We start from the raw sequence: 23458 nt of genomic DNA, 5'->3' as shown, positions 1-23458 counted from the left end.
GGTTTACGCAAGACGATGCTCATATTTTCTGCACCCAGGATCAGTTGGATCAAGAATTCAAAAATGTGATCGACCTTTCTTTGTACGTGCTGGGCTCCTTGGGATTTGATCATTTTACGGCCCAGGTTTCTGTTAGGGATCTGGAAAAGCCAGAGAAATACATTGGCTCTGCAGAAAATTGGGAGAAGGCAGAACAGGCCATCATAAATGCTGCAGAAGAAAAAGGACTCAACTATCAGATTGTCCCGGGAGAAGCCGCTTTCTATGGGCCTAAGCTCGACTTTATGGTAAAAGATGCGTTGGGTAGGAATTGGCAATTAGGCACAATACAAGTAGACTACAACCTGCCGGAACGTTTTGATCTTTCCTATAAAGGCAGTGATAATGAACTTCACAGACCAGTGATGATCCATAGGGCTCCGTTTGGAAGTATGGAACGTTTTGTGGCATTGCTTCTAGAACACACGGGGGGCAACTTCCCTCTATGGTTGATTCCTGATCAGGCTATTGTATTACCTGTCAGTGAGAAACATGAAAAATATGCTGAAAAAGTTTTAAAATCCCTAGAAAATCACGAAATTCGCGCGCTCGTTGATAGTAGAAATGAGACAGTAGGGAAGAAAATCCGGGAAGCAGAAATGAACAAAATTCCATTTATGCTAATCGTCGGAGAAAATGAAGAAGAGAAAGAAACCCTGTCTGTTCGAAGGCATGGAGGCGAAGACCTTGGTACAATTACCCTGGCAGATTTTGCCCTCTTGGTTGAAAAAGAAATAAATAGTACCTTAAAGTCGTTTTAACGACAAAAATAAAGTTTAACTAAAATTAAGTAGCCATAGCAATACGAAGAAGATTTAAGCCCCAACCTAGAAGGGAAAATAAAAACCCTCACAAAATCAACGGAAAGATCTTATCACCAAATGTACGTTTGGTAGGAGATAACGTAGAGATGGGGGTGTTCTCTATAAAGGATGCCCTTGAGAAAGCAGAAGAACTAGGCTTGGATTTGGTTGAAATCTCTCCAAACGCAGACCCACCGGTTTGTAAGGTCATAGATTACAAGAAATTCCTTTACGAGCAAAAAAAGCGAGAGAAGGTAATGAAGGCCAAGGCCACCAAAGTAATCGTCAAGGAAATTAGATTTGGACCAAATACGGACGACCACGATTACGATTTTAAAAAGAAACATGCCGAAAAGTTCCTGAAAGAAGGTGCAAAACTAAAGGCCTACGTCTTTTTCAAAGGAAGGTCTATTGTTTACAAGGATAAAGGTGAAATTCTATTGTTGAAGTTGGCCCAGGAGTTAGAGGAATTTGGAAAGGTAGAACAAATGCCAAGATTGGAAGGAAAGAGAATGACGATGTTCATTGCTCCCAAAACAAAAAAATAAGAGTACGAAAGCGAGATAAATTAATAAAAAGGAACAATGCCTAAAATGAAAACAAAATCTAGTGCCAAAAAGCGGTTTAAGCTTACTGGTTCTGGAAAGATCAAAAGAAAGCACGCTTTTAAAAGTCATATTCTGACTAAAAAAAGTAAAAAGCGTAAGCTACGCTTAACCCATTCCGGATTGGTACATGAAGCCGATGCGGATAACATTAAGCTACAGTTGCGATTGAAATAAACGCAACACAAGGTACATAGTAATAACCGTGGAGTTGGGCCTGTAAAGTGCTTTAAAATAACAAGCCGCCTGCTACAAAAAAACAAAAGAAAAAATGCCAAGATCAGTAAATTCAGTGGCTTCAAGAGCCAGAAGAAAAAAAGTAATGAAGCTTGCCAAAGGATACTTTGGAAGGCGTAAAAATGTTTGGACCGTTGCAAAAAATGCCGTTGAAAAAGCAATGGTATACGCCTACAGGGACCGTAGAAACAAGAAAAGAAATTTCCGTTCACTGTGGATCACACGTATCAACGCAGGAGCCAGAATTCACGGGATGTCTTATTCTCAGTTTATGGGGAAGGTAAAGGCCAATAATATTGAGCTGAACAGAAAGGTTCTTGCCGATTTGGCTATGAATCATCCGGACGCCTTTAAAGCAGTAGTTGATAAGGTAAAATAAAATTTCAAAATAAATCTCGCCAAAGAAAATCCCGCTAAGTTAGCGGGATTTTTTTTGTCAACCTTGGTTGGGGAAGCACAGGTAGTATATTAATTACTTTTCCGTTTTTGCTTTTTCAGACATCTTTCCTTCAATATCTTTTACCATATTGACTGCATTCATTGCCCAGGGATAATGCTCTCTTGCTTCCTGATAGTAGCTCAAGGATTTTTCCATATCCCCTTCATTATAGTAGAACTCTGCCATTGAATCATAAGAATTATATCCTTCAGGACGTAACTCCATGTATTTATCCAAATGTGCTTTTGCTTTTATTTTATCTCCCTCTGCATAATATGTATATGCCAGATTGTTATGAATATGTCCATTATTCCTTCCTGCCTTCTCTAGCTTGGCACCAAGTTTTTCCAGTTCCATGATTCTTGCGGCCGTATCAGGGATAGACCTTGCATATACATAGTTAACAAATCCGCCATCATAGGCCAATTCATACATTTTTGTCCATATTGCATGTCGTTGAGCAGCAGCATCCGCTGCCTGACGATCCACGTCCAACAGGGATACAAACATCTGTGATACTTCGTTCTTTCCATCAACCAGCCTCTTGGCTTCGGCTATGTGATGACTTCTTACATCCCCCCAGGACAAATTAGCTAAAACTACATGAGGGGCAAACAAACTTGGATCTTTAGCGACCGCTGCTTGCATAAAGGTGAACGCTTTTTCATTTTCAACGTTCATCAAATGGTCCATTCCCCTCCAAACCATTGCATTGGCTATGGAATCATTTCCCCTCCATTCAATATACTGGGACTCGGGTTTTTGTGAGACAAGTACTACAGGAATGAGTAGTACAACTAATACTAGTTTCAAAGTTGTTTTCATTTCGGTTGGTTTTAATTGGTTAATTATCCTTAAAGTACTCATTTTCAGTGAGAAATAAGGTCAATACCTGATCTTAATTAGCATATTAAATCCAAAGGATAGCGCTACTTCAGTATATCTTTACGCCTTTGTGAGAAGTTACAGACCCCAGGCAGATATAATCAGGTGCCTGCCGGCTGCTTTATTCCTGTGCTCACATAAATAAATACCCTGCCATATACCCAAATTGAAAGAGCCTTTGGAAACAGGAATGATCACAGAAGACCCCATGAGAGAGGCTTTTATATGGGCGGGCATATCATCCAAGCCTTCATAGGTGTGTATAAAATAAGGCGCATTTTCGGGTACCATTACATTCAAATGTTTTTCAAAATCGCTTCTCACCGTAGGGTCTGCATTTTCATTGATCGTTAAGCTCGCAGAGGTGTGTTTTATAAAAATCTGAGCCATTCCAACTTCTATCCGCTTAAGTTCTTCAAACTCCGACACTATTAATTCTGTGATAAGATGAAGTCCTCTCTTGTAAGGGGGTAGCATCATCTCCTTTTGAAACATCAACATCCTTGTCCTTTTTTGTTAATTAGAAAACTTTACCAAAGATGCCAAGAAATTAAACATTAAAAATACCTTTGTAGCCTAAAATAGATGAATTGGTAGATCTTTCCGGAATAAAATTAGTGGTGACCGATATGGATGGCACCTTGCTAAACCCCCATCATGAAGTAAGCAGTCGTTTTTATGATATCTATGAGGCTCTAAGTTCTAAAGGTATCCTATTTGCAGCAGCCAGTGGAAGGCAATACAACAGTATAGTTTCCAAATTGCATCCTATCCGGGAAAAGATCTATGTGATCGCGGAAAACGGCGGACTAGCCATGTATGGCGATCGGGAGATCATTTCAACCCCTTTGAACGCCTCTGTAAAAAATACCATTCTGGAATCCCTAAAAGACTCTGCAGAAGTTCATCCCGTACTTTGCGCCAGGAATAACGCTTTTGTTGCAGGTCATTCTAAGGAATTCCTAAGTGTTTTAAAGGAATACTATACGGAATTTGAGATCATAGAGGACCTGCATACCTTCAAAGATGAGGTTATGAAGATAGCTGTTTACCATTTTGTCAGTTCGGAAAAGTATATTTATCCGCTGGTTGAGTCCTTTGAAGAAAAACTCATGGTGAAGATCTCCGGGCAGCATTGGGTAGATATTTCAGATAGAAACGCTCATAAGGGGTATGCGCTGCAAAAAATTCAGGATCAATTGGGCATTGGCCCTTCTGAGACCCTGGTATTTGGCGATTATAATAACGATCTGGAGATGATGGCCCTTTCCGATTACAGTTTTGCCATGGCTAATGCGCATCCCAATGTACTTAAGGCCGCTAAATTCAAAACCGGCGGCAATGACCAATTTGGAGTGGAAATTATTCTTGAAAATTTGTTGAAAAGCCTTTCCTAAGTTTTTTGCTTCTTCTTTCGTGCAGCAGGGAACAAAACATTATTTAATATAAGCCTGTATCCGGGAGAATTAGGGTGTAATTCCAATTCGGTCTTGGGGTCCCCTACACGATGCTGATAGTCTTCCGGATCATGCCCGCCATAAAAGGTGAAAAATCCTTTTCCTTTGATACCATGTATATAACGTGCCTCGCTGTTGAGTTTATTTTCTCCCAGTACCAATACCGTTGGTTTTATCTCGCTCCTTTCAAATGCCGTTGTTTGCCCCATAAAACCCTTAACCAAAGAGGTGTGGTTCTGACATAGCATGGTAGGAACCGGATCCCATTTGGCAGAGAAATCCATTAAGGAAAAATAATCCGACTCCCTTGGCACGCTCCTGCGCTTGTTGGTCATATCTATAGAAGAGAACTCATAGCGAAGCGGATTCCGTTCCAGGCTAAAATTCTCAAAGGCGAACGTATTTCCAAAATTTAATTTGCTTTGGTAGTTGGGCTCCGAGGGATCTCCGTCGAACATAGGCTCGCAAATATCCACTCCCTGAGCTGCCAGGGCAATATCAAAACTATCCGTAGCAGAACACATGGCAAACATAAAACCTCCCCCTATTACGTAATTCCTGATCTTTAAGGCTACGGCTCCCTTTTCTTCAGATACTTTGGAGTAACCTAATTTGGAAGCCAGGGCCTCTGCATTGAGTTTCCCTTCAATATACCAGGGTTGTGAACGATACGCCTGGTAGAATTTTCCGTACTGCCCTGTAAAGTCTTCATGATGCAGATGCAACCAATCATAGAGTGCCAACTGATCATCTAATACCTCCTCATCATATACCGTTGCATAGGGAATTTCGGCATAAGTCAGTACCATAGTTACGGCATCGTCCCAGGGTTGATTTTCTTTTGGACTATACACGGCAATCTTAGGCGCTTTTTCCAGGATAACTGCCTCCTGATTCTGTGACGGACTGGCGATCCCATCTAAAATAGCCTCTGCCTGAGCATCAGAAATCACCTCATAGGATACACCGCGTATCTGACATTCACTTCTAATTGCCTCCCCATCGGGCAACAGAAAGGAACCGCCACGGTAATTCAATAACCACTGTACCTTTTGTTCTTTGGTAAGGATCCAGAAGGTGATCCCATAGGCCTTTAAATGGTTTTCCTGACTTTCGGCATCCATGGGTATAAGGATCATGGAGGCCATAGAGGTAAAATGGCAGCACAGAAGTATACCTCCTAAAATGAAATACTTTTTCAAAAAAGGAAATAGAAATGATATTGAAAATGAAGAATAGTTGTTATTGTTCTTAAAACGGCACTTCGTTGTCATCCGCGTCTAGATCTGGATTGTCGTTCATTGCACTTCCAAAAGCTTCATCCGCATTCGGAAGGTTTTTGGTAATAAACGGATTATCCCCATCGGCATTCATTTTTGACTGAAATTCGAAAGGTGAATCAAAGTCATCCAAGTTATCAAATTTACCGAGTTGTCCAATGAACTTTAACCTAATATTATCTAAGCCGCCGTTCCTGTGCTTGGCAACAATGAATTCTGCCTGCCCTTGGGTTGGGGTCCGCTCTTCATCGTCCCATTCGTCAATTTTATAGTATTCCGGTCTGTAGATAAAGGAAACAATATCCGCATCCTGTTCAATAGCACCAGATTCCCGCAAGTCGGAAAGGATGGGACGCTTACTACCCCCACGTGTTTCTACGGCCCGTGATAACTGGGAAAGCGCAATAACAGGGATATTGAGCTCTTTTGCCAGGGCCTTGAGATTTCGGGAGATGGTGGAGATTTCCTGTTCCCTGTTCCCTCCTTTTTGACTTCCACCAGCGGTCATGAGTTGAAGGTAGTCTAAGACGATAAGTTTTATCTTGTGTTGAGAAGCTAATCTTCTGGCTTTGGCTCTAAGGTCAAAGATGGATAATGATGGAGTGTCATCTATGAACAAGGGAGCTGTTTCCAGTGCTTTTACCTTAACATTCAACTGTTCCCATTCGTGTTTCTCCAGTCTTCCTGTACGAAGTTTTTCTGAAGATAAACCAGTTTCTGATGAGATAAGCCGGGTTATTAATTGAACAGAAGACATCTCCAGGGAAAAGAAGGCTACAGGAATATTAGAATTCACAGCCATGTTTCTCGCCATGGAAAGAGTAAGTGCTGTCTTACCCATACCTGGTCTTGCAGCAATGATTATCAAGTCGCTCGGTTGCCATCCTGAAGTTAACCTATCCACCTTATCAAATCCGGATGGAATACCACTTAAGCCATCCTTATTAGATATTTCCTCTATCTTTTTCTTAGCCTGTATGACCAAATTTTGAGCTGTTTCTGCGGAGCGTTTTAGATTTCCCTGGGTTACTTCATATAGTTTTGCTTCTGCAGTATCCAGGAGGTCAAAAACGTCAGTAGACTCATTGTAAGCATCTTCAATGATCTCACTTGAGATCTTTATTAAACTACGCTGAATATATTTCTGAAGGATGATACGGGCATGGAATTCAATATGGGCCGAACTGGCCACTTTTTGGGTCAGTTTTATGAGATAAAAATCGCCTCCCACCTGATCCAACCTGCCTTCTTTTCGTAATTGGGCAGAAACGGTTAATAAATCGACCGGTTCAGAACTTTCAAACAATTTGAAGATAGCTTCATATATAAATCTATGCGCGTCCTTATAGAAGACATCGGGATGTAGGATATCTATTACTTCATCCACTCCCTTCTTGTCTATCATCATGGCACCAAGCACAACCTCCTCTAAATCAACAGCTTGAGGTGGTATCTTTCCTTTTTCTAAAGTGATGAGGGAAGATTTACTAATTTTATGCCCTATAACCGGATTTGGTTTCTCCATGGCTGCTAAAGTATGCATTACCCTTAAGTTAACATTTAAAAATGGATTTGCGATATTAACGGGTCATCAACAATTGGGTTGTTGATAAGTTACGAATTTGTGTTGATAACATAAAAAAACCGAAGTGGAATAACTTCGGTTTTCGTTGAAGCTTTGAAGCCAGCGTTTTATCCACTAAAAACACCCATATCGGCATATTTCTCCATTCGCATTTTGACCAACTCCTTTGGTGATAACTTTTTAAGTTCTTCGTAATGCTTGGAAATTTTATTTTTGACGATTTCGAAAGTCTTCTCCCGGTTAGAATGTGCTCCGCCTTCCGGTTCTTTCACAATCTCGTCAATAAGCTTTAATTTTTTCATGTCCGTAGCTGTAAGTTTCAGGGCATCGGCGGCAATTTCCTTGTATTCCCAGCTCCTCCAAAGAATAGAAGAACAAGATTCTGGAGAGATCACAGAATACCAGGTATTTTCCAGCATTAAAACCTTGTCCCCAACGCCAATCCCCAATGCACCTCCTGAGGCACCTTCTCCTATGATTGCTACAATAATAGGAACTTTAAGTCGGGTCATTTCAAGTATGTTCCTGGCTATGGCCTCTCCCTGGCCCCGTTCTTCAGCCTCTATCCCGGGATAAGCACCGGGAGTATCAATTAAACAAACTACAGGTATTCCAAACTTCTCAGCAGATTTCATCAATCTGAGTGCTTTCCGGTATCCTTCCGGATTGGCCATTCCAAAATTTCGGAATTGTCTTGTCTTTGTATTATAGCCTTTTTGCTGGCCTATAAACATATAGCTCTGATCGCCTATCTTTCCCAATCCGCCAATCATCGCCTTATCGTCCTTTACATTTCTGTCTCCGTGTAGTTCCAAAAAAGTTTCTCCGCAAATGGCGCGTATATAATCCAGGGTATACGGTCTGTTGGGATGCCTTGATAACTGAACCCGTTGCCAGGCAGTTAGATTCTTGTAGATTGCTTTGCGGGTCTCGGACAGCTTTTGTTCGATCTGTTTGCAGGTCTCGGTAACGTCTACATCACTCTCCTCCCCTATCACCTGACATTTCTCTAATTGTTCTTCCAATTCTTTAATGGGAAGTTCAAAATCCAAATATTCCATCTAGTGTTCGTTTCGTTTATTTCGGCACACAAATATAAAATATTAATGGGAACCTTTTGGCTAGCCTTTTCTTTTTAATCGTGACCTGTTCTTCAAATACCCATTAGCAATTACCGTAAGTAAAATAATAACGGCCCCGGTGTAGAACATGCCATTCATTTTTTCACTCTCTCCAAAGATGGCATAGGCTAATAGTATTCCATAAACCGGTTCCAGATTTACTGTAAGTAATACCGTATACGGACTAATAAATCGCATGATCTTTACAGAAGCGATAAAGGCATAGGCGGTACAAATGGTTGCCAGGATAGACAAATATCCCCAATCTGACGCACTCAGGTCAAAGAAGTCAACGCTAAATCCTGTTTGAAAAAGAATGTAGAAGGTAATAAAGATCATGCCGCTCGACAGCTCATAGAATCCGATGATCGATGGCTTATAGGTCTTTATCAATTGGCCATTAATCAGTGTGAAAATAGCGCCAAGCAGTGCAGAAATAAGTGCCAAAATGATCCCCAGGGAATATGCTGTGTTTACATTGAACATAAAATACAAGCCAGTGATCACAATTAAGCCAAAAACCACCTCATAGCCAATGATCTTTCTTCCATACCACAAAGGCTCCAGTAGGGATCCAAAAAATGCCCCTGTGGCCATCGTGGCCAGGGCCACTGAAACGTTCGAGACCTTAATGGCACCAAAAAAGGTGATCCAATGCAGAGCGATGACGATCCCGGCTACAAGCAGGATCAACAAAGTCTTTAACGGGACCTTTAATGAAAATTTCTTGAATCCTATGTAGATCAGGATACAAAATGCTGCTAAGAACATGCGATACCACACCAGGGGAAGGGCCTCAATAGTGATCAGTTTTCCTAAAACTGCGGTAAATCCCCAGATAAAGACAATGAAGTGAAGGAGCAGGTAATTCTTTAAATTATCGTTTTGCATTCTGAAGAAGGTAGAATCCAAGTACGCCAAAGGCCAGATTAGGAATGATCACCGCCAGCAAAGGAGAAAAGCCAGATTGCTCCGCTAGTGTGCCAAAGACCTTGTCAAAAAAGATGTAGATAAAGGCTACTCCAATACCAAAGGCAAGGTTGACCCCCATCCCTCCTCTGCGTTTTACCGAAGAAACAGCCACCCCAATAATGGTAAGAATAAATGCTGTAATGGGTAAAGCCCATCGCTTGTATTTTACCAGTATATAGGTATTAATATTAGAGGCTCCTTTTTTTCGCTGTACGTTAATAAACTTGTTGAGTTCGAAGAGATTTTTTGTCTCTGCCACGTAAGAAACAGGGGTTAGATCGTCTATTTTAAAATCAAAAATGGTGTCGAGCCTGCGTTTAGTGACCAAGATTTCTTCCTTTCCCACCAACTTCCTGTTTGTGTAACTCGTAAGCCGGTAGACGCTGTCTTTTGAGACCCATCTTATATTCCCTGCACTGATCTTTTCTGACAGTTGGTTGTTCTCATCGAAGTGTTCAAAGGTGAAGTTATAGCCTATCTGCCTATCCGGGTCAAAACTGCTTACATAGATAAAGTCGTTTTCATTGAGCTGATTAAAGATATTGCTTGTAACCCTATCCTGTTTCGACCTTTTTAGATATTTAAACTTGAATTCGTGGTAACCAATACTGGCATTTGGCACTATAAACATGCTCATAAAGAACATTAACACAGCCACCATGGAAGCTCCTATCCAATAGGGCCTTAAAAATCGGCCATAGGAGACACCAGAGCTCAATATGGCCACGATCTCTGTATTATTTGCCAGTTTGGAGGTAAAAAAGATGATAGAGAGAAAGAGAAAAATGGGGAAGAGAAGGTTTCCAATATAAATGGTAAAATTCATATAGTAGATAAGGATCTCATTTAAGGGAGCTTCATTATCTATCATTTTTCCGATCTGCTCCGCCAGGTTCAGCATAATGCCTATTGGCACAAACAAAAGAAGCATCACCCCGAAAGTGAGGAGATAGCGCTTTAGAATATACCAATCTAGGATCTTTAACATTACAGGCGTTTATCCATTTGTTTTACCATCATGGCCTTCCAGGTCCCAAAATCTCCTGCTAAAATATGCTTTCTGGCCTCACGTACCAACCACATATAAAAACCAAGGTTATGAATGGTGGCTATTTGCCTTCCCAAATATTCATTGGCCGCAAAAAGATGGCGTAAATAGGCCTTGGAATATTCCCGGTCTACAAAGGTAGGGCCATGTTTGTCTATGGGAGAAAAATCGTCTTCCCACTTTTTATTCTTGATATTGATGGTTCCATGCGCCGTGAATAACATCCCGTTACGTCCATTTCGTGTGGGCATCACACAATCGAACATATCGATCCCCAGGGCAATGTTCTCCAATATATTTATAGGTGTTCCCACTCCCATCAAATAGCGGGGCTTATCTTCCGGTAAAATATCACATACTACTTCTGTCATGGCGTACATTTCTTCCGCAGGTTCCCCAACAGAAAGGCCGCCAATAGCGTTCCCCTCAGCTCCTACTCCGGCGATATACTCAGCAGACATTTTTCTGAGGTCCTTAAAAGTAGAACCTTGCACAATGGGAAAGAAGGTTTGGGAGTACCCATACAGCGTTGGAGTCTTTTTAAGATGTGTTATACAACGATCTAACCATCTATGGGTCATATGCATCGATCTCCTGGCATAGTCGTATTCGCAAGGATAAGGGGTGCATTCATCGAATGCCATGATAATATCTGCCCCTATGGTCCTTTGGATCTCCATGACACGCTCCGGAGTGAACATATGCAGAGAGCCGTCTATGTGCGACTTGAATTTTACTCCTTCTTCCCTGATCTTTATGTTCGCTGAAAGTGAATACACCTGATACCCTCCACTATCCGTCAAAATATTCCTGTCCCATCCCATAAAGGCATGTAACCCCCCGGCTTTGCGAATTATTTCCGTACCGGGTCGTAAATACAGGTGATAGGTGTTCCCCAGAATAATGTCCGGATCTATTTCTTCCCGCAATTCTTTCTGATGTACCCCTTTTACAGTAGCCACCGTACCTACGGGCATAAAAATGGGTGTTTTGATTGTACCATGGTCGGTAATCATTTCACCGGCCCGTGCCTTGGTTGAAGGATCTGTATGTAGTAATGAAAATTGCAAATAGCTAATTGAGTACGCAAAGATAGGTAACGCGGTATAGATTTTCCTTAACAAAAAAATAAAGTTCACAGGCCGTGTTCCCGTTGATAAAATATAATAACTCCCCTTGTAGAAGCCAAAGATTGCCGTTACATTTAGCACGAAAATTAACAATAAAATTATGCCAACATTGCAAGAACTAGAAGAGATCGTTGTTCAGGTACGCAGAGACATTGTGCGTATGGTACACAAAGTAGACTCAGGACATCCGGGGGGATCCCTTGGATGCACAGAATTTTTTGTGGCCCTGTATTACGAAGTAATGGAACTCAAGGAAAAATTTTCCATGGATGGTATCGGGGAAGATATTTTCTTTCTTTCCAATGGCCATATCTCCCCAGTTTTTTACAGTGTGCTGGCCCGTAAAGGTTACTTTCCCGTTAAGGAATTGAATACATTCAGATTGCTTAATTCCCGGTTACAGGGACACCCTACCACTCATGAGGGATTACCCGGAGTTAGGATCGCCTCAGGATCCTTAGGCCAGGGCATGTCTGTGGCGATAGGAGCTGCCCAGGCTAAAAAACTCAATGGAGACAAACATCTTATTTACAGCCTTCACGGAGATGGAGAATTACAGGAAGGACAGAACTGGGAAGCCATCATGTATGCAGGAAGTAAAAAAGTAGATAATTTGATCGCCACCATAGACCGGAACGGGCAGCAGATAGATGGTGCTACCGAAGATGTCATGTCCTTAGGCGATGTGGGTGAAAAGTTCAGAGTATTTGGATGGGATGTAATTGAGCTGAAAGAAGGCAATGATCTAAACGCTATCATAAATGCCATGAAAGAAGCCAAAAGCAGAACAGGGAAAGGAAAACCCGTATGTATTGTTATGCATACCATCATGGGGAATGGCGTAGATTTTATGATGTATACCCATGCATGGCACGGGAAAGCACCCAATGATGAACAATTGGCATCTGCCCTGGCTCAAAACTCTGAAACTATCGGGGATTATTAATTAAATTTTTAAGACAAATACATGAAAAAATATATCGATCAAGGAAAAAAAGATACCCGAAGTGGTTTTGGTGCAGGAATGACCGAATTAGGAAGATCTAATCCAAAGGTGGTGGCCCTGTGTGCCGATCTTGTGGGATCATTAAAGATCGAACAATTCATTGAGGAAAATCCGGAGCGTTTTTTCCAGGTTGGCATTGCAGAAGCTAATATGATGGGGATCGCTGCGGGTCTTACTATTGGAGGTTATATTCCTTTTACAGGAACTTTTGCCAATTTCTCCACGGGAAGAGTGTACGATCAGATCAGGCAATCTATTGCATATTCCGATAAGAACGTAAAGATATGTGCCTCGCATGCCGGACTTACCCTTGGAGAGGACGGAGCTACCCATCAGATTCTGGAGGATATAGGGATGATGAAGATGCTTCCGGGCATGACGGTGATCAATACCTGCGATTTTAATCAAACAAAAGCAGCCACCCTTGCGATTGCAGAACATCACGGACCGGTATATCTTCGATTTGGGCGACCGAAGGTCCCAAATTTTACCCCTACGGATCCAAAATTTGAAATTGGAAAAGGGGTTTTATTAAATGAGGGTAGTGATGTTACTATTGTAGCAACCGGTCATCTGGTATGGGAAGCCTTAGTGGCGGCAGAAGCCCTTGAAAACCAAGGTATTTCGGCGGAGGTGATCAATATTCACACTATTAAACCCCTGGATGAGAAAATGCTTTTGGCGTCTATCCGCAAAACCGGCTGCGTTGTTACTGCTGAGGAACACAACTTTTTAGGAGGTTTAGGCGAGAGTGTAGCTCGTACCTTAAGTCAGCATCATCCGGCTCCGCAAGAGTTGGTAGCCACCCAGGATACCTTCGGAGAAAGCGGTACTGCAGACCAATTAATGGAAAAATACGGATTAAACAATAAAGCCATAGAGAAGGCCGTTTTACAGGTGTTAAAAAGAAAAGCATAAGCTTCGGTATCATTTTTGATACCTGGTTTGTGTCAATAAAAAGAACACATTATGAAAAAAACACTTCTTACAGTGGCTTTGGCTGCTGCCTCTGCCATTTCTTTTGCGCAGACCGATTCTAGTTTTGGGGTAAAAGCCGGACTCAATTACAATGCAAACGGGGATTATTTCGAATCTGCCAGCACGGTAGCAAGAAATCCCGATAGAAATGTAGGATACCATATTGGCCTCTTTGGCCAGTTTGGTTCCAGTATTTACCTGCGTCCGGAACTGGTCTACACCAGTATTTCATCTGACTATGACAATGATGATTTTAAGATGCAGAAACTAGACCTTCCTATATTATTAGGTGCAAAGATCATTGGTCCTTTACATGTATTTGCCGGACCTGCCTTTCAGTATATTCTGGATACGGAGTATGACGGCATTACCATCAGTGATATCAAAAATGATTTTACGGTTGGTTTAAACATTGGTGCAGGTATTAATCTCGGCAAGTTGGGGATAGATCTGCGGTACGAACGGGGATTTAGCGACAACGAGGCGAGGTTTATCAATACAAACCTAACCACCGTTGGCGAAAGCAGGATTGATACCAGACCAGATCAGCTTATCTTAAGTTTCTCTCTAAAACTTTAGTCATAAAAAAAGCCCTGAAAGTATCAGGGCTTTTTTTATATGTTCCATCGTATCAACTATCCCGATCCAAATAATTTGGGATCCCGTCATTATCATCATCCGGAAAGGTAATATTTCCCTGGGCATCAATGATAATCTCATCTCTTGTAAGGATACCGTCCTCATCATCATCCGGATCCAGATGGTTTGGAAAGGCGGGGGAGCGAATCGCTGCTTCGCGTTCTGCATCTGTATTGTCATTGGTGACATCCCCATCACCATTTAAGTCTTCCAGTATAGAAGGAATTCCGTCACCGTCATAGTCAGTATCCGGAATATATAGTCCGGTGGTGATCTTGAAGATCAGTGGAGAATAGGATGGTATTCCGTTGGAGCTACCATTAAAATAGGCCAATCCCGAAGGAATAAAGACCACACCTACTCCGGCGTTCGTAATTTCTGTGGTCCCATCGGGGTTTTCTACAATGGCATCCCCTACTTTGAATTTGGATACTGCCTGCGAATACCCCCGTAAGAAAAATGGCAAATATTGCCAGGTATAATCGGAAGTTGCATCGAACAAAGTTCCGTTCAACAAGGACCCTTCATAGCGGATATACGTAGAATCTGCAGACGTTGGCATCCCTCCGGCACCCTCACGGGCAATCAGATAATACAAGGTATGTGGTACGGTCTCATTGTCGTCCAGACTAAAATCTTCTGATGAGACCTCAATGGTCAACGATTGCACATCTTGCAGCAAGGGCCTCTTATCAATGTTAACGCCCGCTATAGTGTCTAATACTACTTGAAAATCAAAATCGGCCGGCGGATTTTCAAACTCCTCATAATTATAGAAATGAGTTTGCAAATATGCCTGTAATGCTGCCTCATCTTCAACTACTACATCGCTCAACAATTGGGGTGGAATTAGTTCAAACCCGGGCCCGTCATCATTTCCACAAGACAGAACAAAAACAATCACAGTCATTGCGAGAACGACTTTTCTAAGTTGCATAGCTTTTCTTTTAACGCCCGCAAGATACAATTTTCCCCTATTTTTGTTAAACACCTTAACAAAGAATTTAGTTAGTTTATGCGCATTGATAAGTACTTATGGTGCACCCGTTACTTCAAGACTCGCAACCAGGCTACGGAAGCCTGTAAGAAAGGTCATATTAGAATCAATGAACAAGTGGCCAAACCTTCCAGAGAGGTCTTTCCCTCAGATGAGCTTAACATTCGAAAGAACCAGATCCATTATCAGTTAAAGGTCTTGGCCATCCCGGATAGCCGCGTTGCGGCAAAAATAGTAGGCCTGTACCGCATTGATACCACCCCGGCAGATGCCTTGAAACATCAGGAGGCACAGAAACTGGCTAAGGAATATTATCGTAAAAAAGGAACCGGCAGGCCCACCAAAAAGGACAGGCGTAATATAGATGACTATCTGGATGAAGGGGAATAAAGCGTATTGGGACCAGCGGTATCAGGAAAAAAAATTGGGATGGGACATAGGAAGCATCTCAACGCCATTAAAGGAATATATAGATCAGCTGCTTAGAAAGGACCTTAAAATACTTGTACCGGGAGCCGGTAATGGGTATGAGGTAGGCTACCTTCATAAACAGGGTTTTGGGGCAGTATATGCGCTCGATATAAGTGAAAAGCCACTAGCTGGTTTTCAAGAAAGACATCCTGATTTTCCTAAAGATAAATTATTGGTGAGTGATTTTTTTGAGCTGAAACACTCGGGGTTCGATTTAATTCTGGAACAGACCTTCTTCTGTGCTCTATTACCCAGGGACAGGGAACGCTATGTTATAAAAATGCATCAGCTCCTTACCGAAGGGGGAATTTTAGCCGGACTCTTTTTCGATTTTCCGCTAACGGAACAAGGCCCACCTTTTGGGGGCGACACGGCCATGTACAGAGCTCTTTTTGCACCTTATTTTCACATCAGAAGATTAGAACGTGCGTATAATTCTATCCCTCCAAGACAGGGAACCGAACTCTTTTTTATCTTTGAGAAGAAATCTGACTAGCCCATGGAAAATAAAATCCTGAATCATCATCAAATTGAACATATCATTCGGCGAATTGCGTATCAGATTCTGGAGGCTAACGTGGACGAAAAGAAGATCATCATTGCGGGCATAGATGGCGGGGGATTAGATTTTGCCAAAAAGATCCAACAGGTGTTAAAACAGATCACTGAAGCCGATATTTTATTGTGCAAGGTAAGTATGGATAAGAAAAATCCCTTAAAAAGCGGCGTAACCACTTCCATGTCGGCGGATGAATACAATAATGGTTCTATAGTATTGGTAGATGATGTCCTAAATTCGGGTTCTACCCTGATCTATGGGGTACATCATTTTCTTAAAACACCATTAAAACAATTAAAGACGGCCGTATTGGTAAACAGAAACCACAAGAAATACCCGGTAAAAGCAGATTACAAAGGAATATCTCTTTCCACCTCCCTGCAGGAGCACGTACATGTACAATTCCAACCCAAAAAAGACGTGGTGTATCTAGACTAATCGTTGTTTTATTTCCTCAACTATCTCCATTACTGACTTACCATCACATACTATGGTATATTTTGCCTGCAAATAAAAGGAATTGCGTTCGAAGAGATGTTTGGCGATATAATCCGGGAGCGCGTCATCGGCTATATGACTTATGACAGGCCGGTGATTTTTTTCGGCTGATAATCGGACCGCCAATTCAGCCACCGATACTTTAAGGTAGCATACACTTAAGGTATGCTTTAGGATGAGATCCATGTTTCCTGAGTAACAAGGGGTACCCCCACCTGTGGCCAATACCAGTTGCGCCTTATCCTGCAGTATTTTTTGCAGATATTCCTGTTCTATCTTTCTAAAATAGATCTCTCCTTTTTCAGCGAAAAGTTGTGAAATGCTTTGTTGTAATTGATTTTCTATATAGTCATCGAGGTCCATAAATGGAAGCCCCAAGGCGGATGCGAGCGCTTGCCCCACCACAGATTTTCCGCTTCCCATATACCCTACCAGGACAATGATCATGCTGTTATTTTTTGGTAAAAATGGTGTAATTACCGGGATATTCAAAAAAATTTAAATTTCTCCCCTCTCGGTCTTGAAAAATAGATTATAGATAGTATATTTGCAGCCTCTTAGGGAGTACCTGTGAGGTTTCTCAAGAAAAACGACCTTGAATATTTTGACTTGGTAGCTCAGTTGGTAGAGCATCTCCCTTTTAAGGAGAGGGTCCTGGGTTCGAGCCCCAGCCAGGTCACCAGAGAGCCGAGATTGGCCCTGAATTCCGAAGCGAGCTAAAACAATAGCTCGCTTTTTGTTTTTGTAAGCAAAGGAATTCAATGCACGCCAGCGCATCCAATCTCGACTTTGACCTTGGGCCCGTTGGGTCAGGCGAGTGAAACGAGACAACCCCAGCGGTTATAATAAATTCCCATTGTTGCACATTTTCTTATACATCTTGTGGAGCGCTGGTTCCAACGAGCGAACTTGTCTACCGGAGCTTTGCGGAGGTAGAGCGATGTTAACCCCATTTGGCTTTAGGTTTTCTACAGCATAAAAAACAGCAACCGAAGGTTGTATTGGTTTTACTTTTTGACCTTGGGCCCGCTGGTTCCAACGAGCGAACTTGTCTACCGGAGCTTATGGGAAGGTTGAGTGATGTTAACCCCAGTTGGATTGAGATTTCGCAGAAACAAAATAAGCAAGTGGATACCGCCAATTAAGGATTTGATGATCAAAGCGATTTCATTGGATAAATAATAAGGCCTCTTCGGACATAAAAGCTTACTGTTCGACCTGTTTATTCCATCGAAAGGATTACCAAAGCGTACTTTTGATAATTCTGAGGCTGTCATGATCAACTTTCATGAACCTTTAAACCTTAAACACTAAAATGATGATGAAAAAATTTCAATTATTGAGCCTTTTGGCCATTACGGCGCTTACATTTTCTGCTTGCTCTACTGCAGAAAAACCAGCACCCTTAGATATGGCAACAGTTAAGGCAGAGATTCAGGCCCTGGAAGACGCCTACGCTGCCGGTGAAAAAGCAAAAGATGCCGATGCCGTGGCCGCCTATTACAGCGACAATGCCATTAGCTATAGTCGTAATGATCAACCTGCAAAAGGTAGGGCAGCTATTAAGGGCAAGATCGCAGCACGTCTGGCAAATGACACTTTGGGAAATTATAACACCTATAAAGTAGTTGATCTTTTTGCCGAAGGCAATTCAGCCCTGGAGATTGGTTCCTGGACAGAATTTAATGCAGATGGCGTTGAGACTGAAAATGGCTATTATATGTCGTACTTCGAAAAAACCGATGGTAAATACGAATGTGTACGCGATATGAGCGTTACTACCATGCCTGAAAAGGACGGTATGTAAACGAAATCCACGGTAGCTGAAATCTAATTTTTAAACAAAAAAGGCACCCAGTTGGGTGCCTTTACCATTTAATTCATATCCCATTTTAATTTCCTAAACTACTGGCCAATTTACCACTTAACGGTTTGGGTCTTTTGAATAGGTTTATAAGAGGTTTAAAATAACTGGCGAGGGTATACGGTTCAAAATCGAATCGCATTACTACTTCCTGCTCCTTATCACCAGAAATCCGAAGTCCGTTTTTGATTTCAAAATCAAGGTATTTTATATTCGTGATGGTTTCATTACTTCCATCCTTGTAAGTTAATTGGTTCCCGGTATTCCCTAAATAGAATCGGAAGGTGGTGTATCCGCCCTCCTCAAGGGTAAGCAAACTCTTTATTTTAATAAAAAATTCGGTATGCATTCCTTTAGGATTCAATTCGGCCTGTTTTGGAAAATCCTTTATAAAGTGTTCATTTCCATGTATGTCAAAGGCAGAGAACTTATTAATGGATAGAAACATTTCAGCAACCCCCAGTTTGGTTGCCTGGGTGTTCTTTAATATCAATTGCTTAGCGTTCCTGGTTTCATTCATGTCCATTAATTCTGTCCAGTTATAGGCAAAAGGATTTGTATGAAACATTGTTGGATAATATGTGTATTTACTCATAATAGTCTGTTTTAATTTAACAGGACAAAATTCCGACAATTGTGGATCTGAAAAAACAAGGATATTTTCCAGTTTCTATGCTATTTTACCATTTTTAAGGAATAATTAAGAATATCTGGGGTAATATACCTTATTTGTTAAGGTTGAAACGTATTGCGAGGTATGAGAATGCCAGGAGCGTGAGAATCTGAATTTCCCGTTATAAAGCAATCCTGTTGACCAAGTGAGTCTCTTCCTGGTCTAATAGTACATACCAGTTAACTAAATTGAATTTTAGTAGTACCAATAAGTTGGGCATCAACCAAGTCCAAATACGCTTTTATGTAACATAGGTTACACGAAAACCCCATGTTTATTGACTTTGACTGACCATAGTCATTTCCACTAGCCGCGAATACTTTTACTTTTATGACAATATTCATTCTAAAACATGTTACCATGAAAAAAGCATTCTTATTAGCTGCATGTCTAGTTCTAGGAACTACTGCACTTACCGCCCAGGACCAGGATAGAATCCAGGACCGGGACCAGGACCGATTAATGATGGTAGATGGTGATGTCCTTCAAATAAGGGATCGTGACCAAATACGTTTACAGGAACCCATCACCTTACAGGATGGTACCATTGTGAATCCGGATGGTACTTATATGACCAGGGATCGTGACAGGCTTCGTTTACAGGATGGAGAATGTCTGGACAGTGACGGTATAAAATACCGTAACGAATACCAATACAGGTATAAAGTTCAACAAGAAAATAAAGGCCTTGCTCAGGCTCAAATTCAGGAACGGAACCAAAACAGGTACCAGATTATGATGATAGAAGGGGAAGCCTTTCAAATCATGAACCGTGAGCAAAACCGCATACAGGATCAGGTAAGCCTGGGTGATGGTATCATCGTAAACCCCGATGGCAGCTACCAAAACCAGGAACGTAAGCAATTACGCCTAAAAGATGGTGAATGTATCAATATGGATGGCGCCATGTTCAAAAACACCTATCAACACCGCAAAATAATTTCCCAGAAAAAAATGATGGGAAAGAAAACGATGATGAAAAAAGGTGTTAAAAAAGCCATAGGAAAAAAAACTAGCTAATAATTAGTGAAGGGCTGGTTAAGAAATTTTAGATCATCGGTTCCCTCTTAACCTGCCCTTCTTTCTAAATCTTTTCTCTAATGCGTATAAAATTAAACCCTGGGCTTCTTTTTCTTTTATTGCTCCAAATGAATCTCAGCGCACAGAACAACAAGAATTCGGTTTCAGGAATTGCCACCAATGAAGCGTCTTTCTTTTTAAGCGATATCAGCTTTATAAATGACGCAGTGTTTATGGGGAGACGAGATTCCATTGCAGCCCCTTATATTTACCCCTCTTTTAGTTACTTTGATACATCGGGCTTTTTTGCAGATGCTTCCTTCTCCTACCTTATTGCTTCCGATGAGAACCGTATCGATTTGTTTTTGCTAAGCACGGGGTTCCTCTTTGAATGGAAAAAATGGCATGCAGGAATTTCGGGAACTGCGTATTTTTATAATGAAGACAGCTATAATGTGCGGTCAGAAACCGTAGGGGACCTCTCTGGATATCTGACGTATGACCTTAGCATACTAGACGTGTCACTGCTTGCCAGCACCTTCTTTAACAACGGAAGCTCGGCCGACATTTTTACCGGATTGATGCTGGATAAGCCCATTTACAACAGTGACCATTCCTTTGTGATAGACCCTACCCTGACCATATATGCAGGATCGCAATATTTTTACGAAGAATATTATAATACCAGCAGGTTGGGAAACCGCAAAGGACAGGGAGCAGGGAGCGGCAATACACAACCTCTGGTTTCCAACCTGGTGGAGATAAAAGAAGCCTCCAAGTTTCAGGTATTGAATATAGAGGTAGGACTCCCTGTGCAATACCAACATAAACACTTCATTTTTTCCTTTACCCCAGTTTTAGCCTTGCCACAGAGCAGTGCTACCATTACCACCGCAGACGCGGTCATCACAGAGGACCTGGAAAGCACCTTCTATTTTTCGGCCGGGATCAGTTACTGGTTCCATTCTAAAAAGACACAGAATTAATGCAGCCAGGCAAACGAAAAAATGAGATTGTGGTGTTGAGCGGATTTGACAGAAGATATCAGAGAATCTGTTGAAGGCCGGAGTGCAATAAACACGAATGGTGATTTAGGAATGCATCTTGCAACCGGTCATCTTTCCATAAACCTAGCATAGAAACCAGGGATAAACTCCATGCAAATATGAACTCCCTTGTGCAGTGCTTTTTACAGTGTGATGTATGTTACAAAGAGTATTTTTTTAATAGTATAACTTTATAAAATAAATAATTACAATAATCAAAAACTATAATAAAATGTATGAAACATTAGTTCAGGAACCATTAGTGTCCATGCCCAGGATCGGAGATCAGGCCCCAGATTTCGAGGCCTTAACCACCAAGGGTAAAATCAAAATGTCCGATTTTGCCAAAGGTAAATGGATAGTAATGTTTTCACATCCGGCAGATTTTACACCGGTTTGTACCACGGAGATGAGTGGCTTTGCCATTCGGAAGAACGAATTCGACGCACTAAACACGGAGCTCTTGGGCTTAAGCATAGATAGTGTACACGCCCACCTTGGCTGGGTACAAAATGTACGGGAAAGTACCGGGGTCTATTTTGATTTTCCGATCATTGCGGATATAGATATGAAAGTTTCCAAGCGTTACGGGATGCTTCAGCCCAATGAAAGCGAAACCTCTGCGGTAAGGGCGGTATTCTTTATAGATCCTACGAAGAAAATTAGATTGATCATGTACTACCCCCTCAATGTTGGCAGAAATATGGATGAAATACTTCGTGCCCTGGATGCCCTACAAACATCCGATAAGTATAAGGTGGCCATGCCACTGGATTGGAAAAGAGGCGATAAGGTCATAGTGCCTCCTCCAAAAACATTAGATGAACTCAACGCTCGTATAGCAGATGACACCCTGGAAAAAGTGGAATGGTATCTGGCAAAAAAAGAGATTTAAAGATGACAAAAAAGGCTATGGTATTAACGGTAGCAGGAATTGCCATTGGTGCTCTGGCCGGGTATATCTACTACCTTGAAATAGGCTGCTTAAGCGGAAGTTGTGCAATTACTTCTGATCCGCTGAATAGCAGCTTATACGGCGGGTTTATGGGAGGATTGTTAGTCAATACATTCACTAAATCTCCTAAAAAATAAACAAACCTCAGTTTTGAGTTTGTTGTTATTGGTTGGATGAAAAAAGACACTTCCGTACCGGGAGTGTCTTTTGCTTTGATAGCCCAGAAAAAGATCATCCTCGAACACTTTATTTCTTTGGTAACATTGGTTACTATCTATAACGTTTCCCTATTCTAATTTTGTTGTAAATAAATAATTACTATGAAGTATCAACTAGGTTGGTTATTATTTTTTGGCTTTCAAATGGGAATAGCCCAAGTCACCACGCTTATCACCAAAGATGAGGTTATTGCCAAAGTAAAAGAAAGCAACAATACACTTAAAATGGCAGTACAGGATGTCTTGGCCGCTAAAGGCGATTTCAACCAGACGAACGCTGTTTTAGTGCCTACTATCAGTATGTCGCATACCGGGATCGCAACCACGAATCCTTTGATGGCCTTTGGCTCCAAACTTAACCAGGAGATCCTGACTCAAGCCGATTTCAATCCGCTTTTATTGAATGACCCAAGGCAAATTGAAGATTACGCCACGCGCATTGAAGTACAGCAACCGTTAGTAAATCTTGATGGCATTTATCAAAGAAAGGCCGCCAAGGCAAAGATGGATGCTTCTGAAATGCAGGCCGAACGCACCGGAGACTATGTGCTCCTGGAGGTGAACAAGGCCTATATGCAACTGCAACTGGCCTATAAAACAGCAGACGTTTTAATAAAAGCCCAAGAGGCAGCCCTGGAGAACAAAAGGATCGCCGACAACAGTTTTAAGCAAGGCTATCTCCAGAAGTCGGATGTGCTGGCCGTGGAAGTACGCCTAACCGAAATAGACAATCAGCTGCAATACGCCAGGAGCAGTGTTGAAAATGCATCGAACTATTTGTCGGTACTGATGGGCGATGAAACCTATAAAATCTTACACCCTGCAGAGGCCCTGTCCGTTAACACCAATGGAATTTCTATGGAATCACTATCGGAAGAAAGGCCAGACATCCAGGCGATGGCCCTGGCAAGCGAAGCATACAAACAAATACAC

At 41.7% G+C, this 23458-nt stretch carries 28 protein-coding genes and 1 tRNA gene; 18 read left to right on the top strand and 11 right to left on the bottom strand.

The annotated features are described in order from the left end of the window. From WBM49_RS09835 to rplT, 4 genes are all read left to right on the top strand, one after another. On the top strand, window positions 1-800 hold an 800-nt coding region (locus tag WBM49_RS09835; protein ID WP_424371876.1), incomplete at its 5' end, for an aminoacyl--tRNA ligase-related protein. A 35-nt stretch (window positions 801-835) separates the two neighbouring features. After that, window positions 836-1390 (top strand): translation initiation factor IF-3, encoded by a 555-nt coding sequence (gene infC / locus WBM49_RS09830; RefSeq protein WP_424371879.1) that lies wholly within the window; start codon window positions 836-838, stop codon window positions 1388-1390. 36 nt (window positions 1391-1426) lie between these two features. Beyond that, window positions 1427-1624: a 50S ribosomal protein L35 gene (gene rpmI, locus WBM49_RS09825; protein WP_424371875.1), complete on the top strand. Its 198-nt coding sequence runs from the start codon at window positions 1427-1429 to the stop codon at window positions 1622-1624. A 94-nt stretch (window positions 1625-1718) separates the two neighbouring features. Further along, on the top strand, window positions 1719-2063 hold the full coding sequence (gene rplT / locus WBM49_RS09820) for a 50S ribosomal protein L20 (protein WP_424371874.1): 345 nt from the start codon (window positions 1719-1721) through the stop codon (window positions 2061-2063). A gap of 93 nt (window positions 2064-2156) precedes the next feature. Here the strand turns inward: rplT and WBM49_RS09815 are convergent, their stop codons facing one another. Then, a complete protein-coding gene (locus WBM49_RS09815; protein WP_424371873.1) occupies window positions 2157-2948 on the bottom strand; it encodes a tetratricopeptide repeat protein in 792 nt (263 codons plus the stop codon). Between the two features lie 138 nt (window positions 2949-3086). Continuing rightward, on the bottom strand, window positions 3087-3509 hold the full coding sequence (locus WBM49_RS09810) for a secondary thiamine-phosphate synthase enzyme YjbQ (RefSeq protein ID WP_424371872.1): 423 nt from the start codon (window positions 3507-3509) through the stop codon (window positions 3087-3089). Between the two features lie 89 nt (window positions 3510-3598). Between WBM49_RS09810 and WBM49_RS09805 the strand changes: the two genes are divergently transcribed. Then, entirely contained in the window at window positions 3599-4405 is an 807-nt protein-coding gene (locus WBM49_RS09805; RefSeq protein WP_424371871.1) for an HAD family hydrolase, read from the top strand. On the opposite strand, the gene WBM49_RS09800 is transcribed toward WBM49_RS09805, so the two are convergent. The 6 genes from WBM49_RS09800 to tgt all read right to left on the bottom strand — a co-directional run bounded on the left by WBM49_RS09800 (window position 4402) and on the right by tgt (window position 11541). Continuing rightward, window positions 4402-5613, bottom strand: a complete 1212-nt coding sequence (locus WBM49_RS09800; protein ID WP_424371878.1) for an asparagine synthetase B — start codon at window positions 5611-5613, stop codon at window positions 4402-4404. The genes WBM49_RS09805 and WBM49_RS09800 overlap by 4 nt on opposite strands. Before the next feature lie 103 nt (window positions 5614-5716). After that, window positions 5717-7270 carry a replicative DNA helicase gene (dnaB, locus tag WBM49_RS09795; protein WP_424371877.1) on the bottom strand — a complete coding sequence of 518 codons (1554 nt, stop codon included), beginning with the start codon at window positions 7268-7270 and terminating at the stop codon, window positions 5717-5719. A gap of 167 nt (window positions 7271-7437) precedes the next feature. Continuing rightward, a complete protein-coding gene (locus tag WBM49_RS09790; protein WP_424371870.1) occupies window positions 7438-8391 on the bottom strand; it encodes an acetyl-CoA carboxylase carboxyltransferase subunit alpha in 954 nt (317 codons plus the stop codon). Window positions 8392-8451: 60 nt separating this feature from the next. Next, entirely contained in the window at window positions 8452-9342 is an 891-nt protein-coding gene (locus WBM49_RS09785; protein ID WP_424371869.1) for a DMT family transporter, read from the bottom strand. Further along, complete coding sequence (locus WBM49_RS09780) at window positions 9329-10411, bottom strand: LptF/LptG family permease (RefSeq protein ID WP_424371868.1); 1083 nt, start codon at window positions 10409-10411, stop codon at window positions 9329-9331. Before WBM49_RS09780 ends, WBM49_RS09785 begins: the two co-directional genes overlap by 14 nt. Next, a complete protein-coding gene (gene tgt / locus WBM49_RS09775; RefSeq protein ID WP_424371867.1) occupies window positions 10411-11541 on the bottom strand; it encodes a tRNA guanosine(34) transglycosylase Tgt in 1131 nt (376 codons plus the stop codon). Before tgt ends, WBM49_RS09780 begins: the two co-directional genes overlap by 1 nt. Window positions 11542-11701: 160 nt before the next feature. On the opposite strand from tgt, the gene WBM49_RS09770 reads away from it, so the two are divergent. Genes WBM49_RS09770 through WBM49_RS09760 form a run of 3 tightly spaced genes read left to right on the top strand, consistent with a single transcriptional unit; the run spans window position 11702 to window position 14164 of the window. Continuing rightward, window positions 11702-12547, top strand: coding sequence for a transketolase (locus WBM49_RS09770; protein WP_424371866.1), 846 nt, complete (start codon window positions 11702-11704; stop codon window positions 12545-12547). Between the two features lie 21 nt (window positions 12548-12568). Further along, window positions 12569-13525, top strand: a complete 957-nt coding sequence (locus WBM49_RS09765; RefSeq protein WP_424371865.1) for a transketolase family protein — start codon at window positions 12569-12571, stop codon at window positions 13523-13525. Between the two features lie 51 nt (window positions 13526-13576). Further along, complete coding sequence (locus tag WBM49_RS09760; RefSeq protein WP_424371864.1) at window positions 13577-14164, top strand: outer membrane beta-barrel protein; 588 nt, start codon at window positions 13577-13579, stop codon at window positions 14162-14164. Between the two features lie 52 nt (window positions 14165-14216). Here WBM49_RS09760 and WBM49_RS09755 read toward each other — a convergent pair whose 3' ends face one another. Next, window positions 14217-15161: an FKBP-type peptidyl-prolyl cis-trans isomerase gene (locus WBM49_RS09755; protein ID WP_424371863.1), complete on the bottom strand. Its 945-nt coding sequence runs from the start codon at window positions 15159-15161 to the stop codon at window positions 14217-14219. Between the two features lie 78 nt (window positions 15162-15239). On the opposite strand from WBM49_RS09755, the gene WBM49_RS09750 reads away from it, so the two are divergent. From WBM49_RS09750 to WBM49_RS09740, 3 genes are read left to right on the top strand one after another with little or no spacing between them, the layout of a single operon-like run. Then, window positions 15240-15611, top strand: a complete 372-nt coding sequence (locus tag WBM49_RS09750; protein WP_424371862.1) for an RNA-binding S4 domain-containing protein — start codon at window positions 15240-15242, stop codon at window positions 15609-15611. Further along, window positions 15598-16188 carry a methyltransferase domain-containing protein gene (locus WBM49_RS09745; protein ID WP_424371861.1) on the top strand — a complete coding sequence of 197 codons (591 nt, stop codon included), beginning with the start codon at window positions 15598-15600 and terminating at the stop codon, window positions 16186-16188. The genes WBM49_RS09750 and WBM49_RS09745 overlap by 14 nt, the downstream gene beginning before the upstream one ends. 3 nt (window positions 16189-16191) lie before the next feature. Beyond that, entirely contained in the window at window positions 16192-16689 is a 498-nt protein-coding gene (locus WBM49_RS09740; RefSeq protein ID WP_424371860.1) for a phosphoribosyltransferase family protein, read from the top strand. On the opposite strand, the gene WBM49_RS09735 is transcribed toward WBM49_RS09740, so the two are convergent. Further along, complete coding sequence (locus WBM49_RS09735; protein ID WP_424371859.1) at window positions 16681-17196, bottom strand: shikimate kinase; 516 nt, start codon at window positions 17194-17196, stop codon at window positions 16681-16683. The two genes, WBM49_RS09740 and WBM49_RS09735, sit on opposite strands and share 9 nt — an antisense overlap. A gap of 159 nt (window positions 17197-17355) precedes the next feature. Between WBM49_RS09735 and WBM49_RS09730 the strand changes: the two genes are divergently transcribed. After that, window positions 17356-17431, top strand: a tRNA-Lys gene (locus WBM49_RS09730). Window positions 17432-18067: 636 nt separating this feature from the next. Continuing rightward, a complete protein-coding gene (locus WBM49_RS09725) occupies window positions 18068-18556 on the top strand; it encodes a DUF4440 domain-containing protein (protein ID WP_424371858.1) in 489 nt (162 codons plus the stop codon). A gap of 85 nt (window positions 18557-18641) precedes the next feature. On the opposite strand, the gene WBM49_RS09720 is transcribed toward WBM49_RS09725, so the two are convergent. Next, entirely contained in the window at window positions 18642-19208 is a 567-nt protein-coding gene (locus WBM49_RS09720; RefSeq protein WP_424371857.1) for a hypothetical protein, read from the bottom strand. 438 nt (window positions 19209-19646) lie between these two features. Between WBM49_RS09720 and WBM49_RS09715 the strand changes: the two genes are divergently transcribed. The 5 genes from WBM49_RS09715 to WBM49_RS09695 all read left to right on the top strand — a co-directional run. After that, the gene (locus tag WBM49_RS09715) at window positions 19647-20306 is read left to right on the top strand and encodes a DUF6799 domain-containing protein (protein WP_424371856.1); all 660 of its coding nucleotides are present in this window, start codon (window positions 19647-19649) and stop codon (window positions 20304-20306) included. 80 nt (window positions 20307-20386) lie between these two features. Continuing rightward, on the top strand, window positions 20387-21292 hold the full coding sequence (locus WBM49_RS09710; RefSeq protein ID WP_424371855.1) for a hypothetical protein: 906 nt from the start codon (window positions 20387-20389) through the stop codon (window positions 21290-21292). A 292-nt stretch (window positions 21293-21584) separates the two neighbouring features. Then, window positions 21585-22247: a peroxiredoxin gene (locus WBM49_RS09705; RefSeq protein ID WP_424371854.1), complete on the top strand. Its 663-nt coding sequence runs from the start codon at window positions 21585-21587 to the stop codon at window positions 22245-22247. A 2-nt stretch (window positions 22248-22249) separates the two neighbouring features. Next, complete coding sequence (locus WBM49_RS09700; RefSeq protein ID WP_424371853.1) at window positions 22250-22444, top strand: DUF6132 family protein; 195 nt, start codon at window positions 22250-22252, stop codon at window positions 22442-22444. A 183-nt stretch (window positions 22445-22627) separates the two neighbouring features. Then, window positions 22628-23458, top strand: an 831-nt coding sequence (locus WBM49_RS09695) for a TolC family protein (protein ID WP_424371852.1), incomplete at its 3' end; no start/stop codon positions are given.

It is taken from the genome of Muriicola sp., from assembly GCF_049669965.1.
In the GTDB taxonomy this organism is placed as follows: domain Bacteria; phylum Bacteroidota; class Bacteroidia; order Flavobacteriales; family Flavobacteriaceae; genus Muriicola.
The sequence above is the reverse complement of the archived record's forward strand: the minus strand, read 5'-3'. Positions and strand labels throughout refer to the sequence as shown.